This window comes from Wolbachia pipientis (assembly GCF_023661085.1).
GTDB lineage: Bacteria > Pseudomonadota > Alphaproteobacteria > Rickettsiales > Anaplasmataceae > Wolbachia.
In genome coordinates, this window is sequence record NZ_JAHDJT010000042.1 from 1 (window position 1) to 9,595 (window position 9,595).

General features: G+C 35.3%; 12 protein-coding genes and 2 tRNA genes. 10 read left to right on the top strand and 4 right to left on the bottom strand.

Annotated elements, in window-relative coordinates:
• Positions 1-450: 450 nt before the first annotated feature.
• A tRNA-Asp gene (locus DM84_RS02615) sits at positions 451-524 on the bottom strand.
• 180 nt (positions 525-704) lie between these two features.
• On the opposite strand from DM84_RS02615, the gene rpsB reads away from it, so the two are divergent.
• Genes rpsB through DM84_RS02645 form a run of 6 tightly spaced genes read left to right on the top strand, consistent with a single transcriptional unit; the run spans position 705 to position 5,034 of the window.
• Positions 705-1,553: a 30S ribosomal protein S2 gene (gene rpsB, locus DM84_RS02620; RefSeq protein ID WP_250778206.1), complete on the top strand. Its 849-nt coding sequence runs from the start codon at positions 705-707 to the stop codon at positions 1,551-1,553.
• The gene (gene tsf / locus DM84_RS02625; protein WP_250778196.1) at positions 1,534-2,403 is read left to right on the top strand and encodes a translation elongation factor Ts; all 870 of its coding nucleotides are present in this window, start codon (positions 1,534-1,536) and stop codon (positions 2,401-2,403) included. The genes rpsB and tsf overlap by 20 nt, the downstream gene beginning before the upstream one ends.
• A 10-nt stretch (positions 2,404-2,413) precedes the next feature.
• Positions 2,414-3,145, top strand: coding sequence for a UMP kinase (gene pyrH / locus DM84_RS02630; RefSeq protein ID WP_250778197.1), 732 nt, complete (start codon positions 2,414-2,416; stop codon positions 3,143-3,145).
• A 10-nt stretch (positions 3,146-3,155) separates the two neighbouring features.
• Positions 3,156-3,713 carry a ribosome recycling factor gene (gene frr, locus DM84_RS02635; RefSeq protein WP_250778198.1) on the top strand — a complete coding sequence of 186 codons (558 nt, stop codon included), beginning with the start codon at positions 3,156-3,158 and terminating at the stop codon, positions 3,711-3,713.
• Positions 3,714-4,418: a polyprenyl diphosphate synthase gene (gene uppS, locus DM84_RS02640; RefSeq protein ID WP_250778199.1), complete on the top strand. Its 705-nt coding sequence runs from the start codon at positions 3,714-3,716 to the stop codon at positions 4,416-4,418. It abuts the gene before it with no gap.
• Positions 4,408-5,034: a phosphatidate cytidylyltransferase gene (locus DM84_RS02645; RefSeq protein WP_250778200.1), complete on the top strand. Its 627-nt coding sequence runs from the start codon at positions 4,408-4,410 to the stop codon at positions 5,032-5,034. Before uppS ends, DM84_RS02645 begins: the two co-directional genes overlap by 11 nt.
• Before the next feature lie 19 nt (positions 5,035-5,053).
• Here the strand turns inward: DM84_RS02645 and DM84_RS02650 are convergent, their stop codons facing one another.
• Entirely contained in the window at positions 5,054-5,299 is a 246-nt protein-coding gene (locus tag DM84_RS02650) for a zinc-finger domain-containing protein (protein ID WP_250778201.1), read from the bottom strand.
• 65 nt (positions 5,300-5,364) lie between these two features.
• The gene (gene coaD, locus DM84_RS02655; protein ID WP_250778202.1) at positions 5,365-5,871 is read right to left on the bottom strand and encodes a pantetheine-phosphate adenylyltransferase; all 507 of its coding nucleotides are present in this window, start codon (positions 5,869-5,871) and stop codon (positions 5,365-5,367) included.
• 81 nt (positions 5,872-5,952) lie between these two features.
• Here coaD and DM84_RS02660 point away from each other — a divergent pair.
• Positions 5,953-6,025: transfer RNA gene (locus DM84_RS02660), tRNA-Phe, on the top strand.
• A gap of 89 nt (positions 6,026-6,114) precedes the next feature.
• Positions 6,115-7,107, top strand: coding sequence for a gamma-glutamyl-gamma-aminobutyrate hydrolase family protein (locus tag DM84_RS02665; protein WP_250778203.1), 993 nt, complete (start codon positions 6,115-6,117; stop codon positions 7,105-7,107).
• A gap of 737 nt (positions 7,108-7,844) precedes the next feature.
• Here DM84_RS02665 and DM84_RS02670 read toward each other — a convergent pair.
• Positions 7,845-8,051 carry a hypothetical protein gene (locus DM84_RS02670; protein ID WP_250778204.1) on the bottom strand — a complete coding sequence of 69 codons (207 nt, stop codon included), beginning with the start codon at positions 8,049-8,051 and terminating at the stop codon, positions 7,845-7,847.
• Positions 8,052-8,239: 188 nt separating this feature from the next.
• Here DM84_RS02670 and smpB point away from each other — a divergent pair, with 188 nt between their 5' ends.
• Both smpB and lgt read left to right on the top strand, forming a co-directional pair.
• Complete coding sequence (smpB, locus tag DM84_RS02675; protein WP_168455368.1) at positions 8,240-8,689, top strand: SsrA-binding protein SmpB; 450 nt, start codon at positions 8,240-8,242, stop codon at positions 8,687-8,689.
• A gap of 6 nt (positions 8,690-8,695) precedes the next feature.
• The gene (gene lgt / locus DM84_RS02680) at positions 8,696-9,484 is read left to right on the top strand and encodes a prolipoprotein diacylglyceryl transferase (RefSeq protein WP_250778205.1); all 789 of its coding nucleotides are present in this window, start codon (positions 8,696-8,698) and stop codon (positions 9,482-9,484) included.
• Positions 9,485-9,595 lie beyond the last annotated feature (111 nt).

The following is a 9,595-nucleotide window of genomic DNA, read 5'->3' on the forward strand; positions in this document are numbered from 1 at the left end:
TTAAGGCATAAAAACGCCAATACTAAAAATAAATACTGACCAGGGCTTCTTTTGCTTTTTTTCTCGCTTGGTAAATTTATTAACACTTATAGCTAGTTGCAATTTATGAACAAACATTCATTTTTACAACAAATGTTGTCATAAAGTGAAATGAGATTCCAGCGTCACGCGCTGGGATGACAAAAAAAAGGCACTTGGATGACAAAAAAGGGGCTACTTGGATAATAAGAAAAGGGCTACTTGGGTGACAGTAGAAGGGGTGCTGGAATGACACCATCGTTGACTGGCAAGACGGTACCCTTAATTTGTCCTATGGTATTAGTTTAGGTTATGCAGAAAGTCCAATAAGGTTTTTCAACATTGTGCCACAATTCATTGTGCTGCCATATATCGGGATAAGGTAAAATAAAGACTAGCATAACGAACTTAGATTGTGCTAGAAGTTATATGCGGGAGTGATGAGACTTGAACTCACGACCTCATGCGTGACAGGCATGCGCTCTAACCAACTGAGCTACACCCCCATTTCCTTTTAGCGTTTCTGACTTTAAAGTTAATAAACATGTTGCCTTTTGTCAACGTTTTTTGTTTGCACTTTGTTGCCTTTTATATTACTATATAAATAATTTGATTTCACACATGGCTTATACAAATAGTCCTATTAGGGTTATGCCATGGAGGATAAACTATTTGGAGGAATGAATATGGTAAACTTACCTGAGGTCACTATACGTGATTTAGCTGGATCTGGCGTACATTTTGGTCATAAAATTAGTCGCTGGAATGCGAAAATGGCTCCATACATATATGGGGTACATCAAGAAAATCGTATACATATAATTGATTTGCGAAAGACATTGCCATTACTACAGGTGGCAATGAAGGCCTTATATGAAGTTGCATCTCAAGGTGGCCGCATCTTATTTGTTGGTACAAAATTTCAAGCTTTGGATATCATTGCAAGTGAAGCAGTTCGTTGTGGTCAATATTATGTAAATTATCGATGGCTTGGCGGCATGCTTACTAACTGGGGGACTGTCTCTTCTTCAATTAAGACACTAATTCAATATGAAAAAATGCTAAATGATGAAAATAGCGTTTTAACGAAGAAAGAATTAGGGAATATTGAAAAGAAAAGACAAAAGCTTGATAAGGCGTTAGGTGGCATTAGAGAGATGGGAGCAATTCCGGATATTTTGTTCATTATTGATACTAATAAGGAGCACATTGCAGTTAAAGAGGCGAAAAAATTGGGAGTTCCAATAGTTGCAGTACTTGATACTAACTCTGATCCAGATGATATTACTTATCCTATACCAGGAAATGATGACTCAAGAAAATCAATAGAGCTCTATTGTAGGTTGGCTGCAGACTTTATATTGACTGGAATAGAATCTAGCTTAGCAAGATCTGGAGTTAAGGTTGGTGATATAAAGGATGATGAGTTTATTCGAGAAAAAGGAGATAATATTGTACAGACTAAAAAGGTGCATGGTAAAATTTATAAAGAAGATGAAAAGGAGGTAGTAGCGAATGAAGATGAATCCAGATAGCATAAAGGAACTACGTAATAGAACAGGGCTTGGTTTAAGTGATTGTAAAAAAGCGTTAGAAGAGTGTAATGGTGATATCAAAAAGGCCATTGATAAGTTACGTACAATAGGGCTTGCTAAGGCTGACAAAAAGTTCGATAGGGTAACTTCAGATGGGCTAATTGCTATGCATTTGGCTGGAAATCGTGGCGTGTTGATTGAACTCAATTGTGAAACTGACTTTGTTGCAAGGAATGAGAAATTTATAGAACTAATATCAAATTTAGCATCAATTGCTTATCAGGAACGCTGTACTAGCGTTGATGAGTTAAAAAATGCCAAATATGAAGGCGTTGGTACAGTGCAGGAAGCTATCATAAATGGTACATCTGTCCTTGGTGAAAAGTTAGAGCTGAGCAAGCTTTGTTACCTGGAAGCTCAGAACGGAATTGTTGCTGGTTATGTACATGGTGATGTGTGTGACCTGGGTAAAACTGGAGCTTTAGTGGCATTGCAATCATCCGGTGATAAGTCAAAGTTGCAAGAAGTTGGGAGACAAATAGCGATGCACGTAGTTGCCATGAAGCCCGAAGCTCTCTCTATAGATGACTTAGATCAAGCAAAGCTAAGCAATGAACGTTCTATAATTGAAGGACAGGTGAAAAGCTTAAATAAACCTGAAGAAGTGACGAAGAAAATAGTAGATGGTCGAATGGCTAAATATTATGAAGAAGTTGTTTTACTAGAACAGAAATTTATCAGGGATGAGAAAATGAAAATTTCTGATTTTATAAAATTAAGCGAGTCGAGTGTAAACTCTACTGTTAAATTATCTGACTATAAGTTACTTATTTTAGGTAGCAGAGATTAAGTAGTTGAAAATGACTGTCTCAACAGATGAAATAAAATACTACAGGGTGTTATTTAAAATCTCTGGTGAGGCTTTAATGGGATCACGGCCTTATGGCCACGATATGGAGGTTATAGATCAATTATGCAAAGATGTAGCTGATGTTCACAAACTTGGGGTTCAGATATGTATTGTTGTTGGTGGTGGTAATATCTTTCGTGGCGCATCTGCATCTTTAAGTGGCTGTGAAAGAGCAAGCAGTGATTATATTGGAATGCTTGCAACTATAATTAATGCTTTGATTTTACAAAATTTTTTAGAGAAAAATTTAGTAGATTCTAGGGTGCTGTCTGCAATACCCATGGCCACTATATGCGAATCTTATATCAGGAGAAAAGCCATTCGTCATTTAGAAAAAGGTAGAGTAGTAATCTTTGCGTCAGGTACAGGTAATCCATTTTTTACTACAGATACAGCTGCAGCTTTACGTGCTGTTGAAACAAATTGTGATGTTATTTTGAAAGGTACACAAGTAAGTGGTGTATACTCCGCTGATCCGAAAAAGAATGAGGATGCTGTAATGTATGATAAGCTTTCTTATATGGATTTGTTGACTCGTGATTTAAAAGTTATGGATGCATCAGCGATTTCACTTGCACGTGAGAATTCTGTTCCAATTATAGTTTTTTCTTTGAAAGAAGAAAAAATAGTCAATATTGTTAAGGGTTGTGGTACTTGTACTATAGTTTCAGATTATAAATGATAGGTAATTTATGTTGAATGAAGTAAAAGCTAAAACAAAAGAAAGGATGCTAAAAACTATTCAGTCCTTTCGTGATGATATTAAAGGTATACGCACCGGTAGAGCTAGTGCATCATTACTTGATGGCATATCTGTGAATATCTATGGAGGACATCAAAAACTGAATCAAGTTGCCGGTGTTTCAGTTACGGACAATAAAACATTATCAATTAAAGTTTGGGACATTAGCGTTATAGGTGAAGTAAAAAATGCTATATTGAATGCCAATCTAAATTTAAATCCTGTCGTCGAAGGTAATACTATACGTATAACCCTTCCAGATTTAACGCAAGAAACTCGTGAAAGATTAGTGAAATTACTGCACCAGTTTGCTGAAAATGCGCGAGTTGCCATTAGAAATATACGTAGAGATATTATGGAAGAAATAGAGAAAATGCAGGAAAGTAAAGAAATCTCAGAAGATGATCTTCATAGTGCTAAAAAGGAAATACAGAATATTACTGATGATAATATCAAAAAGATTGATAGCGAGTTATCTATTAAAGAGAAGGATATACTGAATCACTGAATGATAAACGAATTAAACGTTGAATCTCTACCAAAACACTTGGCAATCATTATGGATGGCAATGGTCGGTGGGCAAACAACCAAGGAAAGGTAAAAATTGATGGTTATAGAAAAGGCAGCGAGGTTGCATATGGCATTGCTAAGTATTGCGCAACCTTAGCCATACCCTATTTGACTTTGTATGCATTTTCCATGGAGAATTGGCTTAGACCTAAAGAGGAAACTGACCATCTATTTGATTTATTTTACTCTGTTCTAACTGACGAGGATAAAATCAACTTCATTTGCAATTATAATATTAAGTTAAGTTTTATTGGCAATTTAAGTTTGTTACCAAAAAAAATACTTGATCAAATTAGAAAGGCAGAGGAAATGACACATAAGAACGATGGTTTATTACTTACTGTAGCGGTCAGCTATGGAGCAAAGCAAGAAATTATACATGCTATAAGCAATGTTATGAAAGAAAATATTGCTCGTATATCAGAAGATGAATTTGAAAAATTTCTATATACTAAAGATTTGCCGAAGTTGGATTTGTTGATTCGCACTGGCGGTGAAAAAAGGTTAAGTAACTTTTTATTATGGCAAGCAGCTTACGCTGAATTGTATTTTTGTGATATTTTGTGGCCTGATTTTTCTTGTCAAGATTTGAGTAAAGCATTAGAAGATTATACGAGAAGAGAAAAAAGATATGGCAGATAATAATTTTGTGATTAGAATACTGTCCTCTATAGTAATATTGTTTATATTTTCTTTTGCTACATATTTCAGTGATTTATCGTTTTACCTATTAATTTTTTCGATAGCAGTTTTATCTTCTTTTGAATGGTATAACCTAACTCAGGGAAACAGAATATTATATATTTTCGCATTACTATTGATTGCGCTACCAAATGCCTCATTGATATACCTGTATAACCTGTCACAAGGAAAATATGTATTAGTATGGCTCATCTTAACCATTTGGAGCATTGATATCACTGCCTACCTATTTGGTAAGAATTTTGGTGGAGCTAAAATTTGTCCAATGATTAGCCCTGGAAAAACTTGGTCGGGACTTCTTGGCGCAATCCTAGCTGGAATAGTGTGTACAATTTTTGGGTCAATATTTTTAGGTTTATTTTCAGTCTTTTATTCTCCAATAGTTGGCCTCGCAATTGCTATTTTAGCACAACTTGGCGATTTCACTGAATCACTCATTAAAAGAGTTTACAATGTTAAAGATAGTGGAAGTATGATACCTGGCCATGGAGGAGTACTCGATCGTATGGACAGTTTCATTTTCACTGCTCCCCTTATTACTATCTATGTAAGCTAGCTAACTAAAAAGAACGTAGTCATCCATGGGTTCTTCTTTTTCTGTTAGCTGCCGTCACAATGCACCCTGCAACAGATTTAGATTCTTCGTTAGATTTAAATTTTTCAGACTCTTCAAATTTAAACTCTTCATTCATTAGCTTATTACAGTAAGGACAGAATGTTTCGCTTCCTTCTTTATACAGGTATATTAATGGGTGACCAGAACCATCATCGTTTTCATCACCACGACAACAAACTATTATATCATTATCCCTCACTGTCATATTGCTCCTTTAGTTTATAATGTCTTATGTATTGAATATACATGTTTGGGAATAGAAAATAAACATTATTCTTCACTTCTTATCCTGTTTAGATTAATCAATTCCTTCTGAACGCCCTCTGGCACAAATTTGCTAACACTTTCCCCTAACCTTGCTATTTCTTTTACAAAACTTGATGAAATAAATTGGGTATCCTCAGAGGCAGGAAGAAATATGGTTTCAATTTCAGGAAGAAGTTTATAATTTACCCAACTCATTTGAAACTCATAATCAAAATCCGACACTGCTCTGAGTCCTCTAATAATAACAGAGGCATTCTGCTCTTTAGCAAACTTCATTAACAGCCCATTAAAAGACACAACTTCCGCGCCAATTCCTAGCCTTTTAATTTCATTTTTAGCCATACTTGTGCGCAACTTTACGTCAAAGGCAGTGTACTTATTAACATTTTCTGCAACACCGATTATTAATTTATCAACTAGCTTACATGCTCTTTTTATTATGTCAATATGCCCAAAGGTGATAGGGTCAAATGTTCCGGGGTAGATTCCTATTCTGTTATTAATGTCCATCCTTTATTTTTATATAAATTACTTTAAAAACTTTTGATAGACATAATAACATTTTTTATCTAAAAATGAAAGCATATGGTTGGCCTGATAGCTCAGTTGGTAGAGCAAAGGACTGAAAATCCTTGTGTCGCTGGTTCGATTCCTGCTCAGGCCACCTTTCCCTTTCTTAATAAATTTACCTTCTTGTTGCAAAATGCTCTATTATGTGTTATGATATTTATATGAATATTAGTGTAGTAAATTATGTTATATAGATATTATAATAAAGTATTTAATATCCTATTAAGCGTAATTCTATTATTTAGCAGCATTGCTTATGCAGGCACTAGTGAGAATTTGCATTCAATAAATGGTGACATAGTTGTTGGGTTATTGAAAACAGAAGAAGAAACATATCCACATGAGGTTGGCTTATCTCAAAATATCTACGAGATGTTTAATAATTGGGGAGTCAAAACCGTACTAATTGATTATAATAAGATAATTAGCCTTAAAAAAATTCAGGCAGAGTCACTTAATCTTGCAAAACAAGATGAAATATTGGCAAGGAAGCTGACATTAGATAGAATAAAAGTTGAAGTTGCAAAGTTTATTAAAGAGCACAAAATAAATAGAATATTTATTCCAGGAAATTACTATAATTTACACTCTGAACCTTTTCCTCCTACTCCTTGTCGCCAGCTTGTTACTGAAGCAATTGTGAAAATAGTAGATGATAATCCTACAATCCATTTACTTGGCATATGTGGCGGTTTACAAGGTATCATGAATGCAAAAGGAATTGAAGTAGTGAGTGTGTCAAATCTTGTAAGTGATGGAGAGAAGCAAAGATCTCATTTAAAATCAGCACCTAATCCACAGCAAGAGAGTGTACCTCTCCAGCAGATCAAAATTGTTCCAAACAGTCGTTTAGCAGAGGTGGTAGCTAAATTTTTACCACCTGATGAAAATGGCTGGTTTTCAACATGTTTTCCAGATGCTCATTCAGGAGCAGTAAGTAATACGCCAGAAAACAGAAAAAAGTTAGAGTTACTTGGATATAAAGTTGTAGCATTTTCCAGTGATGGGGTAATAGAGGCTATTGAAGATAAGCATGGTAATATTTACTTTCAAAGTCATCCAGAAGCCCTTGTTGTGAAGTCAGATAAAAATCTCTATTTATCAAATCACAAGGCTCGTCAAGTTTCAACGCTAGTTGCCATAGCAATTATAAATGATTTTCTTTATCGTGCTTAATGGGCGTTATAAACGCCTTGGTTAAAGCTTTAATAACCAAAAAGCACGTTTATTTATATCAGTCATTAGATTCTCGTATAACCGTATGAGAAACCAGTAGTACACTTTTCTTTCGTCATCCTAGCACTCACTGTATCACGTTAAGTTAAGTTCTCTAATTGCACATAAGTCAACAATAATTTTCACACAAACCAAAACGGCGTATCTTCTTCATAATCCTCAGTAATTTCACATAAGTTAAAAGTAGCATGCTTTCCATGGTTCTCTCCGCGGTCTAGTATGGCAACAATCTGCCAAGCCACACTATACTTATTAGGCGGAAGTGGACAGCAACATATGTCTTTCGAAGTCTATGCTTCAACCAAAGATCTTGCTTATCCCTTCCATCGGCATTGCTATCTTTACTCTACATAAAATTATATACTTTCTTGCATTTATTGATAACAAAACTCTGTTTTGCTAACCAACATCCGATGCATGATTACAGACAACTTCCGCATCACAGCAAAATTGCTTTCTTCATACCCTTCTTTTTGCAAGCTTTAGCCCCCAGCTTTTCAATTTAAATGTCTTTTTACATCTTGTTAGTAAGAATTGTGCAGCTTCGTACAACATATTTCCACTGGTCCCATTTTTGATATACTTCCATGACGATCAATCTCTCCAGAAGCGTATGTTTCAATCCCATATAGGCTCCAACTGCATAAGATGTTTCAAACCTATATGGATCGCAGCTTTTATGTCATTGCTACTATAATACTAACTCCTGGTACAGTAGTTAATAATTTGCAATCTTCGTCCTTTTTACCTTGCTCTGAAAGTATTTTGTCAAGTTTTCCTATTGATTCTTCTATTGCTTCCAAACTATGTGTTAGTTCTTCAATTGAGTTCCTGCTGATTTTACCTAGATTGCTTTTTGCACTTTTAAAGAGAAGCTCTGGCACCTTGTTTACCCCATAACTTCAACATCTTTTTTTTAATCAACCATCTCTTTGGAAAAAAATTCGGCTACATCAGCCTATCCAAAAAGTATTTTGCCTTTGAATGTAGGAACTCTAGAACATTATTTTTTAACATTGCTGCAAGAGCTGAAAATCCTATAGTATATTAAAGCTCAAGGGTGTCTTTAAATATGGAAGTTATTGCAGAAAATAGAAAAGCAAGGTTTGAATACTTCATCTTAGAAGAATTTGAAGCAGGTATGGTCCTACTCAGTAGTGAAGTTAAGTCGCTGAGGGAAAGAAAAGCAAACATTTCTGACGCTTACGTTATCGAAAAAAACGGTGAAATATGGCTGCACAATATGCATATTGCAGAATATAAAGCTGCAAACAAAAGAAACCATAAGCCGAAAAGGGAACGTAAATTACTTCTGCATAAAAAAGAGATAAATAAACTAATTGGCCAGATTAAAACTGCTGGAATAACTGTTGTGCCACTTTCAATTTATTTTAATGACAAAGGATTGGCAAAAACTAAAATTGCCATTGCAAAAGGAAAAAAACTCTATGATAAGAGAGCAACCATAAAACAGAGAGAGTGGGATCGTGAGAAAAGTAGATTGTCTAAGAATGATTTGTAGCAAGGTATGTCTTTAAATCCAGTAATTTTTAGCATCGGTTCTGTCTCTATACATTGGTATTCTTTGGCATATGTTTTAGGTATAGTCTTTGCATATTGGTATTTACACAAATTGGACAACCAAAAAATATTTACCAGGAGTTTTTATGATTCATTGTTAACAGCCACTATTGTAGGTATTATCCTTGGAGGCAGGCTTGGCTACGTGTTGATATACGATCCAGTTTTTTATATAAGCAATCCTGTCGAGATACTGAAAACCTGGGGAGGAGGAATGTCATTTCACGGTGGTGCCATAGGAGTTTTGTGTGCGGTGATAATTTTGTGTAAAAGACATAACATTCCTATATTTTACACACTGGACCTAATTTCTTGCGGAGTTCCCGTAGGCTTATTTTTAGGTCGCATAGGCAATTTTATAAACGGAGAGCTATTTGGCAGGATTACAACTGTGCCATGGGGCATGGTATTTCCAGAAAGTGGTGATCATTTGCTACGCCACCCAAGTCAGCTCTATGAGGCATTTTTCGAGGGACTGCTATTTTTTGCAGCTATGAATTCACTGTTTTTCTTGACTAGAATAAGGCTATATCGTGGTGCATTGACTGGTATTGCAGTTATGTGGTATGGAATAGTGCGTTTTATAGTTGAGTTTTTCCGCGAACCAGACTACCAAGTTGGCTATTTATGGCTTGATTTGACTATGGGGCAGTTGCTTTCAGTACCTATGGTTTTGCTAGGAATAATCATATGCCTGAATGCATTAAATTTGAAATTTGCAGAGAAATTGCAATAGTTCTTGCATAGTTTTCAGCAGCGCATTTGATGAAATAAAAAAATTGCTTGACAACCTTTGCCGTTACCCCTATTATAGTAGTGAAGCTATTTGTTTAACTTCCCAATCTGT

What these genes read in the sequence shown, in the direction of transcription:
- coaD (WP_250778202.1), bottom strand. Translation starts at nt 5,871, where the DNA reads ATGGACATTAATAACAGAATAGGAATCTACCCCGGAACATTTGACCCT.
- uppS (WP_250778199.1), top strand. Translation starts at nt 3,714, where the DNA reads ATGATAAACGAATTAAACGTTGAATCTCTACCAAAACACTTGGCAATC.
- lgt (WP_250778205.1), top strand. Translation starts at nt 8,696, where the DNA reads ATGTCTTTAAATCCAGTAATTTTTAGCATCGGTTCTGTCTCTATACAT.
- frr (WP_250778198.1), top strand. Translation starts at nt 3,156, where the DNA reads ATGTTGAATGAAGTAAAAGCTAAAACAAAAGAAAGGATGCTAAAAACT.
- DM84_RS02665 (WP_250778203.1), top strand. Translation starts at nt 6,115, where the DNA reads ATGTTATATAGATATTATAATAAAGTATTTAATATCCTATTAAGCGTA.
- DM84_RS02645 (WP_250778200.1), top strand. Translation starts at nt 4,408, where the DNA reads ATGGCAGATAATAATTTTGTGATTAGAATACTGTCCTCTATAGTAATA.
- smpB (WP_168455368.1), top strand. Translation starts at nt 8,240, where the DNA reads ATGGAAGTTATTGCAGAAAATAGAAAAGCAAGGTTTGAATACTTCATC.
- tsf (WP_250778196.1), top strand. Translation starts at nt 1,534, where the DNA reads ATGAAGATGAATCCAGATAGCATAAAGGAACTACGTAATAGAACAGGG.
- pyrH (WP_250778197.1), top strand. Translation starts at nt 2,414, where the DNA reads ATGACTGTCTCAACAGATGAAATAAAATACTACAGGGTGTTATTTAAA.
- rpsB (WP_250778206.1), top strand. Translation starts at nt 705, where the DNA reads ATGGTAAACTTACCTGAGGTCACTATACGTGATTTAGCTGGATCTGGC.
- DM84_RS02650 (WP_250778201.1), bottom strand. Translation starts at nt 5,299, where the DNA reads ATGACAGTGAGGGATAATGATATAATAGTTTGTTGTCGTGGTGATGAA.